Raw genomic sequence first — 22,892 nt, forward strand, 5'->3', positions numbered from 1 at the left:
ATATGAAGCCACTTATTCTCATCGCAAACGACGATTCGATCTATTCCAAAGGTATCCGCGTTTTAATGGAGATCATGTCCGAAATGGGCGAAGTCGTTGTGGTGGCTCCAGATACGCATCAATCCGGTATGGGTCATGCGATTACGTTGGGTGAACCGTTGCGCGTGGAGAAGACGAATAATTTTGGAGAGCATATTCAATCCTATAAATGTTCTGGAACTCCTGCTGATTGCGTGAAGATCGGTAAACACCAAATTCTAAAAGGTCGAAAAATTGATTTAGTCGTTTCGGGTATTAATCACGGTTCGAATGCTTCGATTGCGGTATTGTATTCAGGAACCATGTCTGCGGCCATCGAGGCAGCCATGGAAGGCATTCCTGCTATTGGATTCTCTCTTTGTGATTTTGCTTCAGATGCGGATTTCTCCCACTGCCACGATTATATTATCAAAATTTGTCAACAAGTGCTAGTTCACGGATTACCTAAAGGACTCACATTAAATGTAAATTTCCCGGCGCATTCTTCGCTACCATTACAAGGTATAAAAGTGGTAAAGCAAGCTAATGCCATCTTTAGAGAGCGTTTCGAAGAGCGAAAAGACCCTTACGGAAAGCCTTATTATTGGATGGATGGGGATTTGTACAACGAGGATTTGAACAACAACACCGATCTAGATGCTCTAGCAGAAAATTATGTAAGCATCGTACCTGTCAAATATGATTTGACCGATTATGATGAGCTAAAGCAAATGCAAAGCTGGGATCTTTAAGAGCGTCAATACACTTAGTGCATCAGTAATCTGTCCATTTTGAGCCATTTCGATCGCTTCTTTCAAAGGAAGTTTTCGAATTTTTAATTGTTCGGTTTCTTCTGGGCAGGCTTGGTGTTGGCTGAGGTTTTGGGCCAAATACATCACCGCTTTCTCATCACTCACCGAATTCGAAAGGTACACCTCCCCTAGTTCTGTCCATTCCGTTGCGATTAGTCCTGTTTCTTCCAATAATTCGCGTTTAGCAGCGGCTAAAGTGGATTCGCCGGATTCAATGGAACAACCACCCTCTGGAACCTCCCAAGAATAGGCATTCAAAGTATAGCGGTATTGACCAACTAAATAAGTGAAACCCGCTGAGTCGATAGCCACAATAGAAATAGCCGTATTTTTAAAATGGACTTTTCCATAAATTCCGGGATTACCGGCTGGATTCAAGACTTCATGGTGTTCCACTCGAATCCAAGCATTCTCGTAGGCTGTTTCTTGATTTAGTGTTTTCCAAGGATTGTTTTCCGTTTCCATCCGGTAAAAATACTATCTTTGTCTTAATGAAACAGCGGCTTGTCCTTCTTTCTTTTGTCGTTTCGGTGCTCATCATGGCCGCGAAGTTTGCCGTCTACTATGCGAGTGGATCCACGACTTTATTAACAGATGCGTTAGAGTCGATTATCAATGTAGTTGCCGCGTGTTTTGCCTACTATTCGATCTATTTAGCGTCCTTACCAAAGGACTTGAACCATCCCTATGGTCATGGAAAAATTGAATTTTTTGCCTCCGGATTAGAGGGGGTACTTATTCTTTTAGCCGCTGCTTATATTTTCCTTCACGCTTCACAGCATTTGTATACCTCGCCTGAGCTAAAGAGTTTGGATGTAGGTATGGCCGTTTCTTTCATTTCTGCAGGGGTAAATGGCTTAATGGGTTATTTTTTAGTCCAAAAAGGCCGCTCCTCCCATTCTCCTGCCCTGATCGCAGATGGTAAACACCTGCGTCTAGATGCCTATAATGGAATTTTAGTCGTTGCTGCTTTGGCGCTTACTTATTTTACCCACTGGTTTTGGGTGGATTCAGTGGCATCCTTTTTATTCGCTGGCTTTATGTGCTGGCAAGGCGTTCATTTGATTCGAGAGTCTGTGGCTGCCTTAATGGACGAAACAAACCCTGCCTTATTTCAAAAGGTGACTGACTGGGTGGTAGCAAACAAAAAAGAAGAATGGATTGATTTACACAATTTGCGCGTGCAACAATATGGCGGAGATTTGCACATCGATTGCCACTTAACTTTGCCTCGTTATTGGGATTTAAATAGAACACACGAGGAAATACACGCCTTTGAAGAAATGTTAGGCGAATTACAAGCAACCCACGTGGAGATATTCGTCCACGCGGATCCTTGTTTAGATGAGTGTTGTAGTCATTGTACTATCGCCGATTGTGCAATAAGAAAAGCTCCATTTTCGAAGAAAATAGAGTGGAATCAGATGAATTTGGCCTTAAACCAAAAACACTTTAACGAAAAATTAGCTGGTTCTTAACTCGTTCTTAGGGACCCGATTCCTCCGTCTACCCCAATAATTTGTCCTGTAATCCACGAGTTAGCTGGATTTAACAAGAATGTCGCTAGATTAGCTACGTCTTCTGATTGTCCCACGCGTCCTAAAGGATGTCTTTTTCCGCCTGCTTCGATTTTCTCCGGAGAATTTAATAGAGCTCCAGCTAATGGAGTTTGTGTTAAAGAAGGTGCAATGGCATTCACTCTAATTTTGTTAGCCGCTAGTTCTGCTGCTAAAGAACGTGTTAAACCCTCAATAGCTCCTTTAGCGCTCGCAATCGAAGCGTGAAAGCCCATGCCTGTTTGAACGGCCACGGTACTGAAAAGGACAATCGATGAAGTGGTAGACTGTTTTAATGCCGGTAAGAGCGCTTGAATTACACGAACCGCACCTAACACGTTGATCTGAAAGTCTTTCTCAAAATCTGCCGAAGTCAAGCGATGAAAGGGCTTTAAATTAATGCTTCCTGGACAATAGGCGATTCCGTCTACAGGTCCGGTGATGGCAGCAATGGCTGAATCATCAGCTCCTAAGGCATCCCAAGTATAATTTTCTACTCCATTGATTGAAGATGGATTTCTAGAGAAGTTAATCACCTCGTGGCCAGCGGTAAGCAAAGCGGTAGCAATGGACTCACCAATTCCTTGGCTAGCCCCAACAATAATGTATTTCCCCATAATTTAGGCTTGAATAGATTGTAAGAATTCTCTTCTGGTATTGTCCTCTTGGAATTTACCACCATAGTAGGAAGTAATGGTAGAGGTTGCCTCGTCTTTTACTCCTCTAGAGGAGACACATAAGTGTTTTGCATCAATAAAAACAGCTACGTGATCTGTTTTCAAGACTCTCTGAAGATGCTTCGCAATTTGCATCGTTAGACGTTCTTGAACCTGCGGTCTTTTGGCATAAAACTGTACAATGCGATTCAATTTCGAAAGGCCAATCACTTGTCCAGAAGAAATATACGCGATGTGCGTCTTACCCATGATAGGTACGAAATGATGCTCACAATTAGAATAGAACGAAATGTTCTTTTCGATCAGCATTTCATTGTACTGGTACTTGTTCTCAAACAAGGCTACTTTAGGCTCATTAGCAGGATTCAACCCACTAAAGATTTCCTCTATGTACATTTTAGCTACTCTCTTAGGAGTGCCACGTAATGAATCATCTGTCAAATCTAACCCTAAGGTTAACATGATTTCACGGAAATGCGATTCAATGATGGCTATTTTCTCCGAATCAGAAAGATCAAAAGCATCCTCCCTCATCGGTGTTTCGATAGAGGTGGCTACATGATTATCTCCAATTTCCTCGTCAGTTAACAAGAAACGGTCGGTATCAATTAGCAGGGAATTCAACGAAATTTCTTTCTGTTTCATACAATCTGATTTTTAAATCTAATTTAGAAGGGAGTTTAGCCCTCAGTTTATTATAAATCACCATGACGATGTTTTCGGCGGAAGGATTCAAATTAGCGAACTCAGGTACGTCTAAATTTAAATTCTTATGATCGAATTTTTTGCAAACCTCTGTTTGGGCTAAATCCGATAAAAACTTCGTATCAATGACATAACCCGTTTCCGGGTCAATTGTTCCGGTTACCTGTATAATAATTTCATAATTATGTCCATGGTAGTTCGGATTGTTACATAAACCGAAAATTTCTTTGTTTTTCTCTGCTGTCCAAAGTGGATTATGCAAACGATGTGCAGCATTGAAATGTTCTTTTCGGAATACGGTAACGCGTGGGGCTTCAGTCATTTTTTCTAAATTCTTATAAATTTAAAGTATTTTCCTTAAATTTCATCTTTATAACACCTATTAGACCTATCATTAACAAAATGAAAAGAAGGAAGTTTATTTCCGATTCCTTAGTATATACCTCTGGTACCGCTTTATTTCCCACTTTCCTACGACAGTTACCTGAAGAACAAACAAAAGTGCGTTTAGGTTTTATTGGCGTCGGATTAAGAGGCCAAAATCACCTCGAAATGGCCATGTATCGACCAGATGTTGAGGTGGTAGCTATTTGTGATATCGATCCTAAAGCCATTGACATCGCTTTAAAGATGGTTTCCGACAAAGGACGCCCCGCTCCTGCTGTCTATGGAAAGACAGAAAAAGATTTTGAAAACTTAGCCAAGCGTACAGATATCGATGGTGTGGTGATTGCGACTCCTTGGGAGTGGCACGTTCCTATGGCCTTAGAAGTGATGAAGCAAGGCAAATACGCGGGCGTAGAAGTATCTGCGACTGTAACCTTGAAAGAATCGTGGGATCTCGTGAATATGTACGAGAAAACGGGTTCTCATTGCATGATTTTGGAGAATGTGTGTTACCGTCGGGATGTTCTCGCGACGTTGAATATGGCTCGCCAAGGGATGTTTGGAACCTTAAATCACGTACAATGTGGTTACCAACACGATTTACGTGAAGTGAAATTCAATGATGGAAAGCAAGCCTATGGTGGCGGTGTGGAGTTTGGGGAGAAAGGTTTTTCGGAGGCCAAATGGCGTACCCAGCATTCTGTCGACAGAAATGGTGATTTGTATCCGACGCACGGTTTAGGACCGGTGGCTGAGATGTTGAATATTAACCGTGGAAATCAGTTTGCCTATTTAACAGCGATGGCCACTCCTGCTTTGGGATTACATAAGTACATCGTTGAAAAAGGAGGCGCGGATCATCCGAATGCGAAAGTGGATTTCAAATGTGGCGATATTGTCCAAACAATGATTAAATGTGTCAATGGGGAAACTATTCTCATTACACATGATACCAATTCTCCACGTCCTTATTCTTTAGGTTTCCGAGTTCAAGGAACGAAAGGTTTATGGATGGAAGATAATAAATCGATCTATTTAGAGGGTGTTTCTCCAAAAGCGCATCGCTGGGAAGAGGCAAAGCCTTATTTAGAGAAATACGATCACCCCTTATGGAAAGCGCACGCAGCTGATGCGGAGAATGCAGGCCACGGTGGTATCGATTATTTTGTGTTAAGAGCCTTTATCGAGGCAATTAAGGCGAAAGTAGCTCCACCAATCGACGTATATGATGCGGCGGCTTGGTCTGCCATTGCGCCACTTTCTGAGGAGTCCATTAAGAAAGGCTCCGCTCCTATCCAAATACCTGATTTTACACGTGGTAAATGGAAAAAAAATCAACCTATTTTTGCTTTAAACGATCAATACTAAACCTATGAACCAATCTAAAAACGTAAACGGACCTCTATTAATAATCGGTATTCTCTTCTTTGTCTTTGGTTTTGTGACCTGGGTTAATTCGGTTTTAATTGCCTTCTTTAAGGATGCTTTTCAGTTAAATAACTTCGACTCGCTCTTGGTTACCTTCGCTTTCTTTATCTCTTATTTCGTGATGGCGATTCCGTCTTCCTGGGTTTTAGCAAAAACAGGTTTTAAAAAAGGGATGTCGCTTGGATTATTAGCCATGGCTGTGGGAACCTTATTATTTATTCCAGCCGCTCAAATGGCCAATTATCCGATGTTCTTGTTCGGTTTATTCGTGATAGGAACTGGGCTTGCACTCTTGCAGACGGCTTCAAACCCTTACGTAACAATTCTAGGACCTGCAGAATCTGCTGCTCAAAGAATCTCAGTTATGGGGATTTGCAATAAGGTGGCGGGTATTTTGAGTCAGTTCATTTTTGGTGGATTGTTTCTTTCAAGCGCTGTGGGTGGATCTGAAAAATTAGCGATTGTGATTATGCCTTATGGTATAATGACCGCGGTTTTAGTAGTGTTAGCGGTTTGGGTGTGGTTCTCCTCTTTGCCTGAGGTGGAAGCGGAGGAATCTGTGGTGGAAGCCGGAAATGCAAAGTCAAGTGTTTGGGCCTACCCTAGTCTAGTTTTAGGCTTGGTAGCTTTCTTTTTATATGTAGGTGTTGAAGTGATTGCTGGTGATACGATTATTAATTACGGAGTTTCTCAAGGATTTAGTCAGGATGTTGCCAAAAGCTTCACGACCTATACTTTATATGGAATGTTAGCGGGCTATGTAATAGGTATCTTCTTTATTCCCAAATACTTAAGTCAACAAAAGGCTCTAAACTATTCCGCTATTTTAGGGGTATTGTTCTCAATAGGTGCTTTAACTCTTTCAGGTTTTATGTCTGTTTTGTGTTTAGCTCTTTTAGGCCTAGCGAACGCATTAATGTGGCCAGCTTTGTGGCCTTTAGCCATCAATGGTCTAGGTAAATTCACAAAAATAGGGTCAGCTTTAATCATCATGATGATTTCTGGAGGAGCTTTGATGCCATTATTGTATGGAAAGATCGCAGATCAAATCGGTAATACGCAGACAGCCTACGTTATATTGATTCCTTGCTATATTTTTATCTATTATTACGCAACAATTGGGCATAAAAAGAGTTCTTGGAAGTAGAATTGCCTATTTTTGCGTTTTGATCCTGTTATGTCTAAAATTTTGAATTTGATAGATCCCTTAATCGCTGATGGAAATCAGTATGCCTCATCGCTTTATGCGTATGAGAGACGCAGCACGATTCCAGTACAAATAGGTGACCTCTATTTAGGATCAGACTTTCCTATTCGGATTCAGTCGATGACTACGGTGGATACGATGGATACGTTGGGATCCATTGAGCAATCCATTCGAATGATCGATGCAGGTTGTGAATTAGTTCGCATTACGGCTCCATCTGTAAAAGAGGCCCAAAATCTCGAGAATATTCGTAAAGGATTGCGCGAACGTGGATATACCACGCCTTTAGTTGCTGACATTCACTTCACACCAAATGCAGCTGAATTAGCGGCCAGAATCGTGGAGAAAGTCCGCATTAATCCAGGTAATTATGCGGACAAAAAGCGCTTTGAAACAATTGATTATACCGATGCTTCTTATGCATCAGAACTAGACCGTATTCGGGATAAATTCCTTCCATTGGTTAAAATTTGTAAGGAATATGGAACTGCGATGCGTATTGGGACAAACCACGGTTCGCTTTCAGATCGCATACTAAGTCGTTACGGGGATACGCCTCATGGAATGGTTGAATCTGCTTTGGAATTCTTACGCATATGTGAGGATGAAAACTATTTCAACATCGTTCTTTCGATGAAATCGTCGAATACTCAGGTGATGGTGGAAGCCTATCGCTTATTGAGTAAAAAGTTGAAGGATGGCGGATTTAAGGCCTATCCAATGCACTTAGGGGTAACTGAAGCCGGTGATGGTGAAGATGGCCGTATTAAATCGGCTGTGGGTATAGGTACTTTATTAGAAGATGGATTAGGAGATACTATACGCGTTTCATTGACTGAAGATCCGGAATTTGAGATTCCAGTGGCACAAGACTTAGTCCGTCGGTATGATACGCGAGCAACGTCTCTGGATCCTATATCCCTATTTTCTGGCGATTCTGTAACTTTTGACTCCCCTATTCATCCTTTTGCGTATTCGCGAAGAAAGACTTCAGAAATTTTTTCGATTGGTGGACACCAAGTGCCTCGCGTAATCGCTGATTTCTCAACAAGGTCTAACATAACGATTGCCGATCTGAAGGCCATAGGCCATTTCTATTTGCCTGAACCGGATAAATGGGCGATGAATGATTTAGGAGCTGATTTTATTTATACAGGCCAGCAGTCACTCGATTTTATGTTGCCTAATGGCTTACGTCAAATTCAGGATGCTTCGGTTTGGACTCCTTCAGAATACGTTTATCCATTATTTGATTATGCAGCCTATCAAAATGCGACGAATAAGCACACCACATTGAATTTCGTTCAAGTGGACGCTGCAGAATTAACGGCAGGTGCTGATGTGTTTGATTCTACTTGCGTCATTCTTTTAAGTTCTACTAATGCGCATCAGATGCCGGCTATTCGCCGTGCCTTCTTCCATTTGATCGAAAAGGGTATGACGAATCCAGTCATTATTCATTTAAATTATACTTCTGTTTCTGATGATCAATTCCAATTGTTCGCTCCAACGGATGGAGGAGCCTTGTTTATTGATGGTTTAGGGGATGGATTAATGTTAAGTTTGAAACACTCGAAGAATAAAGAAGCGTTGTGTAATTCGACGAATTTTGGGACACTTCAAGCGAGTAGGATGCGAATTTCTAAAACGGAATATATTTCTTGTCCGTCTTGTGGTCGCACCTTATTTGACTTGCAAGAAACGACGGCAATGATTCGCCAAAAAACAGATCACCTAAAAGGCATCAAGATTGGAATTATGGGTTGCATCGTGAATGGCCCGGGAGAAATGGCGGATGCAGATTATGGATATGTAGGGATTGGAAAAGATAAAATTGCGCTCTATAAAGGGCAAGAAGTAGTGAAAAAGTCAGTTCCTGCCGTTTCTGCGGTGGATGAATTGATCACCTTAATAAAAGAAAATGGGGACTGGCGTGAGCCGTCTGTAAACGACTAGACTATGAGCAGATTAAGAGAACAGTTTAAGGTGGGTGAAGTTTTTACGTATTTTATTCGTGTCTTCCAAAAACCCAAACCAGGCGCTCCCGCGAATTTTAATATCCGTGCGATGCACACGATTAACAAGATTTCGATCTTGATGTTTATCGTTTGTTTGATTGTAATGACCTACCGCGCGTTTATTCGTTAGTTATTTCGTTCCATACAGGCACCAATTGGACTTTGCTTTTTTCAAAGCTGCGGCGTCCTTTGTTTTGCCTTTGACATAATCACATAAGAATTGATTCTCTTTAGGTCCTAAAGCGCCCGGCATGGAATTAATTAGTTCATCGATTACCTTCATCGCTTGAGAAGCTTTTCGTTGCTTGAAAAGCATATCCGATTCGACCATCCAGGTTCTTCGAACGATACTAGAACGATCTAATCCAGTTTTAGCCATCTGAACTTTCAATTTTGAAATACCCGAATCGCCTAACTGCGTAGCTCGTGAGCTGGTTAAGGTAATTTGGAATATATTCTCATAAATCATACGCACCACGGATGGGTCAAAAATGGAATTATAGTAATTCAAATTGCGAATGAAATAATCAAATAAGCGATTATCGTGGCTCATTAAGGCTACTTGCATTAAATTGAAAGTAGATTGCGAACTGTATTGCACCGGCTTTAATAAAGCGATGTAGGCATTCATGGCCTTGATATTCGATAGCGTGTCACCGGTGATTCGTGCATACTCAGCGTAGTTCAATAACATACCTGGATTCTTTTCTCCTGCAGCTAAACGTTTAGGGAACTGCGAAGCTTGCTCAACTGGATTTGCTGCCTTTTCCCCTATTCCATTCACCATCGTCACTGTGTTCTCTTTCTCACCAAAAATCCTCGCCTGAACTATTTTCATTGATTTAGGCTCGAAGAATACAAAAGTAGGTGTGGCATTTACAATAATCCCGGCTTGTTTTAAGACCATTTGATTCGCTGGATTGCGAATATCTAATTGGTAATTGACGAAATTTTTGTTGTATACCGCTCCTACGGCTGGTTGAGTAAATACGCCTTTAAATGAATTGCAAATGTGGCAATCTGGAGCATAAATCTCCATGAAAAGCAATTTGTTTTGCTTGATCGCTTCTGCTCGAGCTTCTTGTAAGGAGGAAGCGGTGCTGAAATTAATACCTTGTGAGGATCCTATAAAGGGTAATATCAGGAATAGGAGTATTTTTTTCATACTTATTTAGCGCCTTTTTCTAACGCTACGATTTCTTTCTGTAAATGCGAAGATAACGTGCGACAGGTGGCCTCTAATTCCTGAGCGAAGAAATTATCGCCTGTGGCTTGTAACGAAGCATCTGCCACGGTTCCTACGATTTCGATGAAGAAACGTTTCATGTCTAACACTTCCATGTCTTTCGTCCAAAGTGGTAAAGTCAACGTTCCTTTGTGATAGGGATCCCAAGTGGCTACTAAAATAGCTTTTGTTTCTTCGATACCTTCGTTCGGATTATCAGTGGCTGACCAAGAGATTTGCTCAGGGATATTTTGGTCGTCTAATTGTATTTTAAAATTGATTTCAGAATGTTTCATGGATGTAAAATTAATCGTATTTTCGTATAAATTAAGGAAAATTAATGGTTAAGGCTGAAATTATTACCATTGGGGATGAGATACTTTACGGGCAAATCCTGGATACGAACACGCAGTGGATCAGTCTTGAATTAGATAAATTAGGGATCAAAACTGTACGGAAATCATCCGTTGGTGATCAAAAATCAGAAATACTTCAGATACTTACAGAGGCCGCTAGACGGGCTGATGTTGTTTTTATAACTGGCGGATTAGGTCCTACGAAGGATGATTTGACGAAAAAGATTCTAGCGGAGTATTTTGGCTGTGAATTAGCCATGCATCCAGTAGCCTTACAAGATGTGACCGAATTCTTCGCGAAACGGGGTCGAGAACTTTCGGATATCAATCGAGATCAAGCGTTATTACCTACAAAGGCTGAATTTATTCGCAATAGTCAAGGCACAGCTCCTGGAATGTGGTTTAATGAGAAAGGCGTTATTTGGGTTTCGATGCCAGGTGTCCCTTATGAGATGAAAAATATCATGGAGCAGGAAGTGCTTCCTCGATTAGTTAAACACTTCCAAATGCCCGTCATCTACCACAAGGTCATAAAGACGGTCGGAATAGGTGAATCTTATTTATCAGATCTGATAGAAAGCTGGGAATTACAATTGCCTGAACATATTAAATTAGCCTATTTACCCTCTATGGGTATTGTTAAATTACGTTTAACGGCTGTGGGTGAAGATTTAGCCAGATTGCAAGAGGAAGTGGAGGTAGAATTACAGAAGGTACATCCGTTGATTAAATCCTATATTTTTGGGTATGAAAAGGATGAACTGGCAGATGTGGTGGGTCGTCTATTGATTGATCAAAAAGCTACCTTGTCTGTAGCAGAAAGTTGTACTGGTGGACATTTGGCTCATCAGTTTACCCAAAACCCCGGTAGTTCAGCCTATTTCATTGGTGGAATACTCTCTTATGCTAATCAAGTTAAAATAGATCAATTAGGGGTAGCTGAAGAGATTTTAGCTTCGCAGGGCGCCGTATCAGAAGCGGGTATTCAAGCGATGGCGCAGGGTGTCCAAAAAAGACTCAGAACTACCTATGCTTTAGCCACTTCTGGCATTGCTGGGCCAGACGGAGGAACGGAAGAAAAACCGGTAGGGACGGTTTGGATTGCTTTGGCACATCCCACAGGAGTAATTACTCGAAAATTGACTTTAGGAGGAACGCGCATGCAAAACATTTATTTAAGTTCCTTAGCTTGTGTAAATTTGTTGCGCAGATATTTATTAAACGATTTAAGCTAAGTATATGGCCAATACAGAAGTGATTATGCCCAAAATGGGAGAAAGTATCATGGAAGCGACTGTTTTAAATTGGTTAAAACAGCCGGGAGATTACGTGGAAGCGGATGAATTTATCTTAGAAGTGGCTACGGACAAGATTGATACGGAAGTTCCCTCTCCTGTGGCGGGTTATTTGCAGAAGATTTTAGTTCCTGTGGGTTCTGTTGCTACGATAGGTAAGGCGATTTGTGTGATTGATGCGGTTTCATCAGAGACTACTTCAACCACAGACTCGTTTTCGTTAGATGAGAGTATGTCTGCTTTAATCGATTTAACGGTAGGATCCTCTGAATTAAGCACGGAAAAATCAACTAATCCTTGGATTTCTCCCTTGATTAAGCAGATTTGTCAGTCTGAGAATGTATCCCAAAGAGAATTAAACCAACTGCCCGGTTCCGGGCTTGATGGTCGCATCACGAAGAAAGATGTGTTAAATTACATCGCGGTTCGAAATTCGAAGCGTATGATTTCATCCGGAACCTTGAGTCAAGGGGCTGGAATGCGCCTTCCAGGTGACGAAGTAATCGAAATGGATCGTATGCGGAAGATGATTTCCGAGCGTATGCTTGATTCAAAACGCATTGCACCCCACGTTACATCGTTCTTAGAAGCTGATGTGACCAATATGGTGAATTGGCGTGCTAAAGTGAAGCAAGATTTTCAAGATAAATACAAAGAAGCCCTAACCTTCACTCCACTCCTATTTAAAGCGACTGCGGACGCCTTGAAGGATTTTCCAGGTATGCTTATTTCCGTAGAAGGAAATTACATCGTTCAGCACGCTCAAATAAACATCGGAATGGCGGTAGCCTTACCTAATGGTAATTTAATTGTCCCTGTTATTCACGAAGTGGATAAAATGACTTTGGCAGAATTGACGCAAAAGGTGAATGATTTATCTGCTCGTGCCCGAGCGAATAAATTGAAGCCTGCTGATTTAGAAGGTGGAACATTTACGATTTCGAATATTGGTGGATTTGGCAATTTAATGGGTACGCCTATAATTGTGCAGCCTCAGGTAGGTATTTTAGCCTTCGGGGTTATCGAAAAGAAACCAGCAGTCATTACGAACGACAAGGGCGAAGATGTAATAGCTATTCGTCAGAAGATGTTCATTTCCCATTCGTATGACCACCGAGTGGTGGATGGTTCGCTAGGTGGAGGATTCGTGAAGCGGGTTTCGGATTACTTGGAGAAGTTTAATTTAGATTCAGATATATAAAAAAAAGAGCCTCAATTGAGGCTCTTTTCGATTTAAAATAAATAAGTCTTAGAACTTAGCATCTGCCGGTTTTACATTCGGTCGGATGATTCTTAATAGCGTTAGTAATTTAATCATCGGATAAGTCGGATCAAATTCAAACCATTTGGTAGCGAAATTAACGCGGTTCGGTAGTTTGTGGTGGTTGTTTTGGAACAACTCGCCCATCATCACGACATCAAATATTAACGAGTTCTTAGAGTGATCATGGTTGTCATAGTTTTGGTAACCATATTTATGACCTGACCAGTTTACGATGGCGCCGTGTACAGGTCCCATTAAAAAGTGAACTGGTAACAAGAAGAAAAAGGCCCAGTGCATGTCGAAGTAAACGTATCCTACGATATATAAAGAGGCATAAGCCACTCCCCAGCCTAAACGGGAGATCCAAGAATCACCAATTTTTTCAATTGTCTTAGAAACAGGGTAATCGTGTTCGAAGCGCTCTTCTACCTTTTGCTCTCTGTTTAAAACCGCATTGTAGATGTTTTTTGTTTTCCACATCATGGTAAATACGTTACTAGAGAACATGGGAGAGTGTGGATCTTTTTTTGTATCCGAGAATGCGTGGTGCATTCTGTGTAAAATCGCATAGGCACGAGGGCTTAAGAAAGAAGAACCTTGTGATAAGTAAGTCAAGAAATAGAAGAATTTTTCCCAAAACTTGTTCATCAAAAACATCTTGTGAGCAGAGTAACGATGAAGGAAAAACGTTTGGCTAAACAAGGAAACATACCAATGTATGAAGAAAGCCGGAAGTACTAATTGCATAATAGAAGATAGATTTAATGTTTTAACAAAGTTACGAAGCAAATGTTTCTAATGTAACCTGCAAATACGTTTATTAACTGATTTTAGTCAGAATTTAAGATGTGTAAACCGTGACAAACCGCTATTCCAGCCGTTTCCGTACGTAAAATGGACTTTCCAAGACTAAAAGGTTTCCAGTTATTATTAACTAATAATGCTGATTCCTCTGGCGTAAAGTCACCTTCTGGACCAACTAAAACGTGATATACTTGACCTTTAGAGGCGGTTTTAGCTAGCGAAGACACAGGAGGATTCGAAATAAAAGCGAATAGTTTTTCGCCTCCCTCCTTCGCTGCAACTTCTTTCAACGTATGCAAACCCGTTATTTCAGGCAAATACAAATTCTTAGATTGCTTTAAAGCGGAAATTGCCGTCTTTTCTAATCGCTGGAGTTTTATTTCTTTTCTTTCGGAATTCTTAGAAGCAAAGAAATGTATTCCATGAATGCCAAATTCACCACATTTCTCCACCATCCACTCCATTCTCTCCATTTGCTTCGTGGGAGCGACATAAAGGTGTATTTGATAAGAAGGCGAAGGCTCTGAGTCAATTACTTCTAATGGGCCAAAAGCTACTTTTTTCCCCTCTATTGAAGTAATGGCCGCACTAAATTTAGATCCACGACCGTCTAACAAGTGAATGGTCTCTCCTACTCTTAAACGCAATACCCGTATAGCATGAAAGGATTCCTCTTCAGATAAATAAGAGGAATCCTTTGCATTGGGAGCGTAAAATACGGCTATACTCATGTGTTATTCGTCTTCATCCTCTTCCTCATCATCTGAGTTAAAGGTATAAAGTGATGGGTCAAGGCTCAGCGTGTTGCCATTAAAGTCCTGAACAAACTGAGATAACATTTCATCATCTAAAGCGGGAACATACAAAGCTGCTTCAATGCTAACGCCATATTCGAATTCTGGATCGATTTCGATATACTCAGCTACTTTAATCTCTTCATTTTCTTCTAAATCTTCGATTACTTCTAAGATCAGCATTTCTACTTCTTCGTCTAATTCCTCGTTTGGCTCGTAGTTTTCATCACGGTTCTCTAAAGGAACATACAAGGGATATTGCTGAATGATTTCTCTTTCAGCTGCTTCGTATAATAAGCTGGAGTAATGCAATTGTAGGGTACATACAATCGCATCATAAATGACTTCTTGTTTCTCGTATTGACCCACAAATTGGATGTGAACCATTTCTCGCTCGTTTCCAGAAGGCAGGTCTTCGTCTAAAATGTAGACAAAAGAACGTTTCTCTGCTTCACATTGCTTTTTTAAGGCTGCAATTTCTGCTGGGTCAAAGCCTGGGTTTGTGTTAGTTGACATCTAGGATTATTTGATTAACAATAGTTCACGGTATTTTGGTAATGGCCACTCATCATCATCGATGATTAATTCTAATTTATCGACGCTGTAGCGAATCTCTTCGAAATAGCCTTTTACCTTTGTGCTGTACAGAACAGCTCTTTCTTCTAAATCTTCGATGTTATTTGCTTCTTTACGCGCCTCAGTCATGCCATTTTGTAAACGAACGATGGAGGACGTGTATTCGGAGATTTTTTTGATCATTTCGATCGTAGGCGCATAGTATTGAGGATCGATGCCAATTTCTTTTTGGCCCTTTACATTCTCTACTAATTGCGTTTGATACTTCAATGAAGTCGAAACAATATGGTTAATGGCCATATCACCGATCACGCGAGATTCAATTTGAATTTTCTTTACGTAGTTTTCTAATTCGATTTCATGACGTGCGTGCATCTCTTCCTTCGAATAGATACCATGTTTCGTGAATAATTCAATAGATTCTGGACGAGCGTAAACCGCTAAAGCCTCAGGTGTAGTCTTTAAATTAGACAAACCACGACGTGCTGCCTCTTCTACCCATTCGTCTGAATATCCATTACCCTCGAAACGGATATTTTTAGATTCTTTTACATAGCGCTTTAAGACCTCCATGATGGCTAATTCTTTCTTCACGCCTTTCTCCAAAATCTCTTCCACCTCTTTGCGGAATTTGATTAATTGGTCAGCTACAATGGTATTTAATACCGTCATTGGAGCCGCAGAGTTAGCAGAAGATCCTACCGCACGGAATTCGAATTTATTACCAGTAAAGGCAAATGGAGATGTTCTGTTGCGATCCGTATTATCTAGGATTAACGATGGAATCTTATTGATACCTAATTTAAGGTATACATTGTCTCCTTTTTCTAATTGAATTTCGTCTAGTCCATCCATGTTTTCCATGTCGTCCAAAACTTGGCTCATCGTACTTCCTAAGAAAGCAGAAACGATGGCTGGGGGCGCTTCATTGGCGCCTAAACGGTGTTCATTTCCTGCTGACGCGATAGACGCACGTAATAAATCAGCGCGATCATGTACCGCTTTCAAGGTATTGACAAAGAATGTCAAGAAGCGTAAATTCTCTTTAGGCTTCGATGAAGGGGCTAATAAATTAATACCTGTATCTGTTGCTAGTGCCCAGTTATTGTGCTTTCCAGATCCGTTAATTCCTGCAAAAGGTTTTTCGTGGAATAGGACTTTGAATTTATGTTTAGAGGCCACTTTGGACATCAAATCCATCAATAAAGCATTGTGGTCACATGCTAAGTTTGCTTCTTCAAAGGTAGGCGCCACTTCAAACTGAGCTGGAGCTACCTCATTGTGACGCGTTCTCACGGGCATACCTAATTTAAGTGCCTCGATTTCGAAGTCTACCATGAAGGCATTCACGCGGTTTGGAATAGATCCGAAATAATGATCTTCTAATTGCTGTCCTTTCGCTGGTGCATGGCCAAAAACCGTACGTCCTGCCATCACTAAATCAGGTCGCGCATTAAATAAGGCCTCGTCTACCACGAAATATTCTTGCTCTGCTCCTAACGTAGGAATAACTTTGCTAACATCACGATTAAAGAATTCTTTAATCACAGCGGTAGCCGCTTTATCAACTAATTCGATGGATTTTAATAAAGGTGTTTTGTAGTCCAAAGCTTCCCCTGTGTACGAAACAAAGACAGATGGAATACATAAAGTGGCCGTTCCAGCCGCATTCTCCATAATAAAGGCTGGCGAAGATGGATCCCAACCCGTATATCCACGTGCTTCAAAAGTAGAACGAATACCTCCATTAGGAAACGAAGATGCATCGGGTTCTTGTTGTACTAGGGCCGAACCCTTGAATTTCTCTACTGCTTTTCCATTGCTTAAATCAATATCAAAGAAAGAGTCGTGTTTTTCTGCTGTGGTACCTGTTAAAGGTTGAAACCAGTGCGTATAGTGGGTTGCTCCTTTCGAAATGGCCCAAGATTTCATCGCTGCTGCTACTTCATCCGCTGCATCGCGATCGATCTTAGACCCCGTTTGGATGGCTGTATTTATTTTTAAATAAGCTTCTGGAGATAGTAATGAACGCATCACTTCATCACTGAAGGTCATGCTTCCATAATAATCCGAAACTTTTTCTGTAGGAAGCTTTACGGGAGTTCCTGTACGGGATTGAGCTAACTCAAGAGCCTTAAATCGAGTGATTGCCATATGAAGTTTTTATTTCTAGGTAAAAATAGCGAATTGATGCGGTATAAAAAATGTCAAAAAATGAAAATCAGGATTGAATTTTCTGTTTTTAATTTGGATTTTTTGAGTTTTTACAAAATCCTCGATCGTTTTTGCAGGATTTTTTGGCCCAAACTATTGTTTTTCCTAAAAAGAGGTATATTTTTGCTATACGAATTCCTAAAAAAGTATTTTTGTTTCAAAATCAAGTTTAAAAATCATGGCTAAATCAAAATTAGAGTACATTTGGTTGGATGGCTACAAACCAACACAAAGTTTACGTTCTAAGACTAAAATTGAGAACAATTTTAGCGGCAAATTAGAAGACCTAGATATGTGGTCTTTCGATGGTTCTTCTACTCAACAAGCGGAAGGTGGTTCTTCTGACTGTTTATTGAAGCCAGTCTATGTTTGCCCAGATCCAGCACGCCGTGATGGTTATTTAGTAATGTGTGAAGTATTAAACGCGGACGGAACTCCACATGAGTCGAATGGTCGTGCTACGATTGATGACGATGATAACGATTTCTGGTTCGGTTTTGAACAAGAGTATTTCCTTTGGGATCCAGAAACAAACAAGCCTTTAGGTTTCCCAGCAAATGGGTATCCAGCACCTCAAGGTCCTTACTATTGTTCAGTAGGCGCAAATAACGCATACGGTCGTGAGATTATTGAAGAACACATGGACTTGTGTATCGACGCAGGTTTAAATATTGAAGGTATCAACGCTGAGGTAGCAGCTGGACAATGGGAATTCCAAATGTTCGCAAAAGGTGCTAAACAAGCAGGTGATGAAATCTGGTTAGGTCGTTATATTTTAGAGCGTTTAGGCGAGAAATATGGTGTTGCGATCAACTGGCACTGCAAGCCATTAGGTGAATTAGATTGGAACGGTTCAGGAATGCACGCGAACTTCTCTAACACAGTATTACGTACAGCAGGAAACAAAGAAGCATACGATAAAATTTGTCAATCATTCGCTCCATTTGTGAAAGAACACATCGAGGTGTACGGTGCAGACAACCACATGCGTTTAACAGGTAAGCACGAGACAGCTTCGATTCACGATTTCTCTTATGGAATCTCTGATCGTGGTGCATCGATTCGTATCCCTATCGCAGCAGTAGAAAAAGGATGGAAAGGTTGGTTAGAAGACCGTCGTCCGAACTCAGCGGCAGATCCATATAAAGTGGCTGCTCGTATTATCAAGACGGTTAAGACTGCCAAAGTATAATACATTTATTAAGCATTTATATACTTTTATAGATAAGATGGCGGGTTTTCCCGCCATTTTTGTTTTACCTTTGCATCCTGATTTCAGGTATGAAAAAAGTCGCTTTTTACACTCTTGGTTGCAAATTGAATTTTGCCGAATCCAGCTCCATCGCTCGGTCTCTCGAACCGATGGGTTTTGTTCGCGCGGAGTTTCAGGATCAACCGGATTTGTTTGTCATCAATACCTGTAGCGTTACGGAACAGGCAGATAAGAAGTGTAAGAAAGTTGTTCGAGAAGCGAAGAAAATTAATCCGAATTCGACCATTGTTATCATTGGCTGTTATGCCCAATTGAAGCCAGAAGAAATTTCGGCTATTCCAGGGGTGGATTTAGTGTTAGGGGCGAATGAGAAGTTTCAATTGCCTACCTTGCTTCCCCCCTATTTGAATCGTGAATCTGCGGATTTACCTAAGTTAATTGCCTCGGAGATCCGCTACGATCTCGATTATCATGCGTCCTATTCTGTGAATGATCGCACTCGTACTTTCTTGAAGGTGCAGGATGGTTGCGATTATCCTTGTTCTTATTGTACGATTCCTTTGGCTCGTGGCCAGTCGCGTTCTGATACGATAGAAAAAGTGTTGGGTTTAATTGAAGAGATTGCTGCCAAAGATGTCAAGGAAATAGTCCTCACAGGAGTTAATATTGGTGATTTTGGCATTCAAAACGGAAAGCGTGTAGAAACCTTTTTTCAGCTTGTTCAAGCGATTGAAGAGAAGTCAACCATTCAGCGTTTCCGTATTTCATCCATAGAGCCTAATTTGTTGACTTCGGAGATGATATCCTTTTTAGGTTCGTCCACAAAGTTTGTTCCTCATTTCCATATACCCTTGCAATCCGGGTCGAATGCGGTTTTACGTTTGATGAAGCGACGCTATCAACGAGAATTATATGTTGATCGGGTGATGTCCATTAAAGAAGTGATGCCCAATGCGTGCATCGGAGTCGATGTAATTGTAGGTCATCCAGGAGAAACACCTGAATTATTTTTAGAAACTTATGAGTTTTTAAACGGTTTAGCTATTTCTTATCTACATGTTTTCCCTTATTCTGAGCGCCCGAATACCTATGCGGTGGATATCAAACCCAAAGTAGATGGTATGCAAAAAGCGGAGCGTTCGAAGATGTTACATATTTTATCGGATAAAAAACGTCATGCTTTTTATGAGTCTCAAGCCGGTTTAAAAGGTCAGGTTTTGTTTGAAGAATCAGCCACACCGGGTACGATGGAAGGTTTTTCTGAAAACTACGTTCGAGTGGTTGTACCTTTTGATCCTTTACAAATCAATACTGTTCAGCAAGTTCGTTATAAATCGCTGAATGAGACGGGTGAGATGTTAGGGGTTGTTTTAGAGCATTAGTCCGGAGGAATTTAGTCCGAAGTCCGGAGGGGAAATCACATCTTCATTTATTTATTGCACACACTTTGCCTTCGGACTTATTCCCTGCGGACTGTTTTCGCAGACAACTAAAAACAAAAAAGTCGAAAGCTAGTAGCCTCCGACTTTTTGATTGAAACAAAACCACAAGAACCATTACTTGCGGCTTTGCTATTGTTGAATTACTCAGCTAACGACTCATCGTGTTGTGAGATATCCAAACCTAATCTTTCTTCTTCCTCGTTCACACGTAATGGAATGATTTTGTCCGTGATGATCAAAAGGATATAAGATAAACCGAAAGCAAAGGCAGATACGATTGCTAAGGCTAATAAGTGCTTTAAGAATAATGAAGTCTCTCCGTAGAATAAACCTTGTTCAGCTACAGCTGCGTTAACGGCTGATGTTGCGAAGATACCTGTCATTAACATACCTACCATACCACCTAAACCATGGCAAGGGAATACGTCTAATGTATCATCTAAGTTAGAAGAGGCTCTCCAGTGTGCAGCAATGTTAGAAACAATCGCAGCTACTACACCGATGAAAATCGCTACTGGAACTGTTACAAAACCAGATGCTGGTGTAATCGCTACTAAACCTACCACCGCACCGATACAGAAACCTAAGGCAGAAACTTTCTTACCACGAGTTACATCAAATAAAATCCAAGATAAACCTGCTGCTGCAGCCGCTACGTGAGTGGTTGCGAATGCTGTTACGGCTAATCCATTTGCTCCTACGGCAGAACCTGCGTTGAAACCAAACCATCCGAACCATAATAAACCTGTTCCTAATAATACGTAAGGAATATTAGCTGGAGGCAAGATGTTAGACTCGATGTGAGACTTACGACGACGTAAGTATAATGCACCAGCTAAAGCGGCCCAACCTGCTGACATGTGAACAACCGTTCCTCCAGCAAAATCCAATACGCCTAAGTTAAATAAGAAACCATCTGGGTGCCATGTCCAGTGAGCTAAAGGAGCATAAACCACCACACAGAAAAGAACCATGAATAGAACAAAAGCACGGAAGTTAATACGCTCAGCTAACGCACCAGAGATTAACGCTGGAGTGATAACGGCAAACTTCATTTGGAAAAATGCGAATAAGGCAAATGGAATAGTGAATTTCAATTGATCAGAGGATCCTAAAGATAATTTGTGATCAAATACGCCATTGAACATAAAGAATGTTCTAGGGTCACCGATCCAGCCACCTAAAGAGTCACCGAATGCTAAAGAGAAGCCAAAAACAATCCAAATCACGGAGATAACTCCCATGGCGATGAACGATTGTAGCATCGTAGAGATCACGTTTTTGTGATTAACCATTCCACCGTAGAAATAAGCTAATCCAGGTGTCATTAATAAAACTAAGCCAGAGGCTACAATCATCCAGGCAGTATCACCTGTGTCTAATCCTTCCGTAGGCATAGCACCAGGAACAGAAGTTGTGAACAATGCAAGCACGGCTACCGCTAATAAAACTAATAACGGGATCCAGGTTGGTTTTTGTGTCGTCATGTTTTTAAATGTTAAGGGTGGATATAATTAAAACTTATAGATGAAGTGCAAGCCTAAAGTTGTTTGTGATTTTTGATCTTTACCATCACCATCTACGAATTGAGCTGTTTTGTAAGAGTCAGTACGTAATTCTGGTTTGATTAATAAATGTCCTTCTGCAGCTGTGAATGTAGCTGTTAATGTCAAAGAGCTAACATCTGTTCCTGATCCATCTGCTGCGCGTAAAGCACGGGCACCAGCAGTATTGTCGAAAACTTCGTAACGACCACCTAAGCTGAATTTATCAGTGAATGCATAGTTAGAGTAAAGAGCAACGCCACCCCATGTTTTGCTATCGCCTACGTTTCCACCGCCTTGGAAATCACCTGTTTGTGATCCGTAAGCTGCGTTAAGTCCTAATAGGTATTTAGGTGTGATTTGGTAAGATGTTGTTAAGTCTAACAAGTTGTAGCTACCTGAATCATCTTTTCCAGTAGATAAGGGAGCGGATTCGTTTGAGCTAATACCATTCACATATAAGTTCCAACCTGCTGCTGGCGAAGTGAATACTTGGTAGATAAAACCTTTAGAGGCGTTGTTGTCATTTAAATTATCCACATTGTTGACCAATCCAACCATGGCAGAAAATTTGTCAGAGAATGCGTAATTCGCTTTAGCACCAATATGATAGAACGGTCCATTATTGAAGAGGTTAGAAAGTGAATAGTTGTAGTTAATTGGAGCGTCGATTACTTCATATCCAATGTGTGTTCCAAATTGACCGACAGTTAACGTTAATTTGTCGCTCGCTTTCCAATTGAAATAAGCTTGTTTGATGGCCAAAGCTGTGGATGCTTTTCCTGCGCCTAAAGGTCCAATTACGTTACCATATTGACCAAGGTCAGCGTTAGGTCCAAATGTTAAATCAACCACTACATCGGCAGATTTAGTAGCGTATCCAAATTTCGTTTGAACTAGTCCTAATGAAAATTGATTTGACTTCTGGTCGAAAGCTCTTTCGTATCCAGAGGCACCTAGGTTACTTCTGTTAGTAGGTCCATTGAAATTCAACATATAGTATGAATCAATGTAACCTGAAAAAGTGAACTTCGGAGCTTCCGCTTCTTTTTCTTGGGAAAATCCACAAAAGGCTGTTGCGGCAAAAAGGGCTGTTAGGATCGTTTTTTTCATGTGGGCTGTTGTTTAAAAGTAAAAAATGCTTGATTACGATTCAAAGGTGCAGCCTTAAATTATACTTTCCAAATATTATCGGCAAAATTTTAACCTAATTTTTAACTTTTTGCAAAAAAATGCCAAAAAGTGGTTAAAAATTAAACCTAAAATTTAAGATTTTGCAAAAATGGAAATAAAATAGGATAAAAATTGAACTAGCAGATTTGCTTCTTGGAAAAATATAATATTAGTCAAGAGTCGC

General features: G+C 40.8%; 22 protein-coding genes. 10 read left to right on the forward strand and 12 right to left on the reverse strand.

The features are described 5' to 3' along the window. Positions 1–2 precede the first annotated feature (2 nt). Entirely contained in the window at positions 3–770 is a 768-nt protein-coding gene (surE, locus tag G9X62_RS09930) for a 5'/3'-nucleotidase SurE (protein WP_223130557.1), read from the forward strand. On the opposite strand, the gene G9X62_RS09935 is transcribed toward surE, so the two are convergent. Then, positions 741–1,295, reverse strand: coding sequence for an NUDIX domain-containing protein (locus tag G9X62_RS09935; RefSeq protein WP_223130558.1), 555 nt, complete (start codon positions 1,293–1,295; stop codon positions 741–743). The two genes, surE and G9X62_RS09935, sit on opposite strands and share 30 nt — an antisense overlap. A 26-nt stretch (positions 1,296–1,321) precedes the next feature. Here G9X62_RS09935 and G9X62_RS09940 point away from each other — a divergent pair, with 26 nt between their 5' ends. Next, the gene (locus G9X62_RS09940; RefSeq protein WP_223130559.1) at positions 1,322–2,308 is read left to right on the forward strand and encodes a cation diffusion facilitator family transporter; all 987 of its coding nucleotides are present in this window, start codon (positions 1,322–1,324) and stop codon (positions 2,306–2,308) included. Here the strand turns inward: G9X62_RS09940 and G9X62_RS09945 are convergent. The 3 genes from G9X62_RS09945 to G9X62_RS09955 are packed head-to-tail and all read right to left on the reverse strand — an operon-like array spanning position 2,305 to position 4,090. Beyond that, a complete protein-coding gene (locus G9X62_RS09945) occupies positions 2,305–3,003 on the reverse strand; it encodes an SDR family NAD(P)-dependent oxidoreductase (protein ID WP_223130560.1) in 699 nt (232 codons plus the stop codon). The two genes, G9X62_RS09940 and G9X62_RS09945, sit on opposite strands and share 4 nt — an antisense overlap. Positions 3,004–3,006: 3 nt before the next feature. Continuing rightward, positions 3,007–3,708: a GTP cyclohydrolase I FolE gene (gene folE / locus G9X62_RS09950; RefSeq protein ID WP_223130561.1), complete on the reverse strand. Its 702-nt coding sequence runs from the start codon at positions 3,706–3,708 to the stop codon at positions 3,007–3,009. After that, positions 3,668–4,090, reverse strand: coding sequence for a 6-pyruvoyl trahydropterin synthase family protein (locus G9X62_RS09955; protein WP_223130562.1), 423 nt, complete (start codon positions 4,088–4,090; stop codon positions 3,668–3,670). Before G9X62_RS09955 ends, folE begins: the two co-directional genes overlap by 41 nt. An 80-nt stretch (positions 4,091–4,170) precedes the next feature. On the opposite strand from G9X62_RS09955, the gene G9X62_RS09960 reads away from it, so the two are divergent. Genes G9X62_RS09960 through G9X62_RS09975 form a run of 4 tightly spaced genes read left to right on the forward strand, consistent with a single transcriptional unit; the run spans position 4,171 to position 8,938 of the window. Next, positions 4,171–5,523 (forward strand): Gfo/Idh/MocA family protein, encoded by a 1,353-nt coding sequence (locus G9X62_RS09960; protein ID WP_223130563.1) that lies wholly within the window; start codon positions 4,171–4,173, stop codon positions 5,521–5,523. Between the two features lie 4 nt (positions 5,524–5,527). Continuing rightward, entirely contained in the window at positions 5,528–6,730 is a 1,203-nt protein-coding gene (locus G9X62_RS09965; protein ID WP_223130564.1) for a sugar MFS transporter, read from the forward strand. A gap of 51 nt (positions 6,731–6,781) precedes the next feature. After that, the gene (ispG, locus tag G9X62_RS09970; RefSeq protein WP_261345573.1) at positions 6,782–8,746 is read left to right on the forward strand and encodes a (E)-4-hydroxy-3-methylbut-2-enyl-diphosphate synthase; all 1,965 of its coding nucleotides are present in this window, start codon (positions 6,782–6,784) and stop codon (positions 8,744–8,746) included. A 3-nt stretch (positions 8,747–8,749) separates the two neighbouring features. Then, a complete protein-coding gene (locus tag G9X62_RS09975) occupies positions 8,750–8,938 on the forward strand; it encodes a DUF6728 family protein (RefSeq protein ID WP_130896603.1) in 189 nt (62 codons plus the stop codon). On the opposite strand, the gene G9X62_RS09980 is transcribed toward G9X62_RS09975, so the two are convergent. Together G9X62_RS09980 and gldC are read right to left on the reverse strand one after the other, a co-directional pair. Then, entirely contained in the window at positions 8,939–9,973 is a 1,035-nt protein-coding gene (locus G9X62_RS09980; RefSeq protein ID WP_223130566.1) for a thioredoxin family protein, read from the reverse strand. Positions 9,974–9,975: 2 nt separating this feature from the next. Further along, a complete protein-coding gene (gene gldC / locus G9X62_RS09985; RefSeq protein WP_130896605.1) occupies positions 9,976–10,329 on the reverse strand; it encodes a gliding motility protein GldC in 354 nt (117 codons plus the stop codon). A 44-nt stretch (positions 10,330–10,373) separates the two neighbouring features. Here gldC and G9X62_RS09990 point away from each other — a divergent pair, with 44 nt between their 5' ends. Both G9X62_RS09990 and G9X62_RS09995 read left to right on the forward strand, forming a co-directional pair. Beyond that, positions 10,374–11,624: a competence/damage-inducible protein A gene (locus tag G9X62_RS09990; RefSeq protein WP_223130567.1), complete on the forward strand. Its 1,251-nt coding sequence runs from the start codon at positions 10,374–10,376 to the stop codon at positions 11,622–11,624. Between the two features lie 4 nt (positions 11,625–11,628). Further along, entirely contained in the window at positions 11,629–12,885 is a 1,257-nt protein-coding gene (locus G9X62_RS09995; protein WP_223130568.1) for a dihydrolipoamide acetyltransferase family protein, read from the forward strand. 48 nt (positions 12,886–12,933) lie between these two features. Here G9X62_RS09995 and G9X62_RS10000 read toward each other — a convergent pair whose 3' ends face one another. The 4 genes from G9X62_RS10000 to G9X62_RS10015 all read right to left on the reverse strand — a co-directional run bounded on the left by G9X62_RS10000 (position 12,934) and on the right by G9X62_RS10015 (position 17,276). Continuing rightward, complete coding sequence (locus G9X62_RS10000; protein ID WP_223130569.1) at positions 12,934–13,695, reverse strand: acyl-CoA desaturase; 762 nt, start codon at positions 13,693–13,695, stop codon at positions 12,934–12,936. Positions 13,696–13,778: 83 nt separating this feature from the next. Beyond that, positions 13,779–14,483 carry an RsmE family RNA methyltransferase gene (locus G9X62_RS10005; RefSeq protein ID WP_223130570.1) on the reverse strand — a complete coding sequence of 235 codons (705 nt, stop codon included), beginning with the start codon at positions 14,481–14,483 and terminating at the stop codon, positions 13,779–13,781. A 3-nt stretch (positions 14,484–14,486) separates the two neighbouring features. Next, positions 14,487–15,062, reverse strand: a complete 576-nt coding sequence (locus G9X62_RS10010) for a hypothetical protein (protein ID WP_223130571.1) — start codon at positions 15,060–15,062, stop codon at positions 14,487–14,489. Positions 15,063–15,068: 6 nt separating this feature from the next. Then, positions 15,069–17,276: a glutamine synthetase III family protein gene (locus G9X62_RS10015; protein WP_223130572.1), complete on the reverse strand. Its 2,208-nt coding sequence runs from the start codon at positions 17,274–17,276 to the stop codon at positions 15,069–15,071. Between the two features lie 238 nt (positions 17,277–17,514). On the opposite strand from G9X62_RS10015, the gene G9X62_RS10020 reads away from it, so the two are divergent. Together G9X62_RS10020 and mtaB are read left to right on the forward strand one after the other, a co-directional pair. Then, the gene (locus G9X62_RS10020) at positions 17,515–18,528 is read left to right on the forward strand and encodes a glutamine synthetase beta-grasp domain-containing protein (RefSeq protein WP_223130573.1); all 1,014 of its coding nucleotides are present in this window, start codon (positions 17,515–17,517) and stop codon (positions 18,526–18,528) included. Positions 18,529–18,617: 89 nt separating this feature from the next. After that, complete coding sequence (mtaB, locus tag G9X62_RS10025; protein WP_223130574.1) at positions 18,618–19,931, forward strand: tRNA (N(6)-L-threonylcarbamoyladenosine(37)-C(2))-methylthiotransferase MtaB; 1,314 nt, start codon at positions 18,618–18,620, stop codon at positions 19,929–19,931. A 200-nt stretch (positions 19,932–20,131) separates the two neighbouring features. On the opposite strand, the gene G9X62_RS10030 is transcribed toward mtaB, so the two are convergent. Both G9X62_RS10030 and G9X62_RS10035 read right to left on the reverse strand, forming a co-directional pair. Beyond that, entirely contained in the window at positions 20,132–21,478 is a 1,347-nt protein-coding gene (locus G9X62_RS10030; RefSeq protein ID WP_223130575.1) for an ammonium transporter, read from the reverse strand. Between the two features lie 27 nt (positions 21,479–21,505). Beyond that, complete coding sequence (locus G9X62_RS10035; RefSeq protein WP_223130576.1) at positions 21,506–22,648, reverse strand: porin; 1,143 nt, start codon at positions 22,646–22,648, stop codon at positions 21,506–21,508. Between the last annotated feature and the right edge of the window lie 244 nt (positions 22,649–22,892).

The organism is Aquirufa lenticrescens, assembly GCF_019916085.1.
GTDB lineage: Bacteria > Bacteroidota > Bacteroidia > Cytophagales > Spirosomataceae > Aquirufa > Aquirufa lenticrescens.